Raw genomic sequence first — 1014 nt, forward strand, 5'->3', positions numbered from 1 at the left:
AATTTTGGTTCTTTGATGATGTTATTTTCCATTAAATAATGATTGATTACTTCTTCTTTGTTTTGATCAGTGAAGATGTTGCTAACTACTAAATTTATTTGAGATTGTTTTTCTTGAGGAGGTTTTTCTTTGACATCCCAAAAGACAAAAGCTTCTTCGATGGCGATTTCGTATTTTAAAAGGTCTTCTAAAGTGTATTCATCGTCTTCATGAGGATATTTTTCGTTAAAAGGATTGATGCGGGGTTTGAAATAAACACCAATTAAGCCTTGAGGAGGGTTTTTTAATTTGTTGAAGAAAAATTTACTTCCATAAGGGTTGTATGAGGGTTCTTTGAGGTTATAGGTGGAAGTTTGGATATTAAAATATTCTAATATATTAGGGATATCTTCTTTCTCTATAACGTTGATGTCGTATCTTTTCATTTTTGGTTGGGTTTTTAACCATTCTTGTTGAAGGGTTTGGTAGTCAGATAATTTAATGGTTGATTTGGTTTGTCGATAAAAGAAAGAATGAGCAGTAATAGAAGAAGAGAAATGAAAAGGAATGATGAAGAAAAAAAATATAATAATAATTTTAAATAGAGGGAATTTTGACTAATTTTGACATTGTTAATTGTCTCCTTTTTTATTATGGCCTTGCCAGTTAGTTGTGTTGTTAAAATAAAAAAGACCCTTGAATAGGGGGTCTAATTTATGAATATATTTAATTTTATTTTAGAGTCTTGGGTGTTTATCGATTTAGGGGGTTATTTGGTTGATTAGGGTTGATGCGTTGTTGCCCGATAATTCTTAATCTATCATAAAGATCAATTAACTCTAAATATATCGCTCGGTTTCTGATATTTAATTCTAAGGTTGCAAAAGATCCTATTGGACTTAAACTGATTTGGTTTGATAATTGTTTTTGTTCTAAAGCTAATTCCACAATTCTATTATTAATTTCTCTTATTTCATTATTATTATCGTTATTTTGAGAAACATGTCCATTATTCATCGCCATTACTAGATTATT

General features: G+C 29.4%; 1 protein-coding gene and 1 pseudogene. Both read right to left on the minus strand.

From position 1 onward, the window contains the following. A pseudogene (locus tag RI68_RS01860) lies at window positions 1-425 on the minus strand (hypothetical protein); the annotation flags it as partial. A 307-nt stretch (window positions 426-732) separates the two neighbouring features. Continuing rightward, window positions 733-1014: hypothetical protein (locus RI68_RS01865; protein ID WP_026071941.1), on the minus strand; the 282-nt coding region annotated here is incomplete at its 5' end.

The sequence above is a fragment of the Vaccinium witches'-broom phytoplasma str. VAC genome, from assembly GCF_000309405.1.
Taxonomy (GTDB): Bacteria; Bacillota_I; Bacilli_A; order Acholeplasmatales; family Acholeplasmataceae; genus Phytoplasma.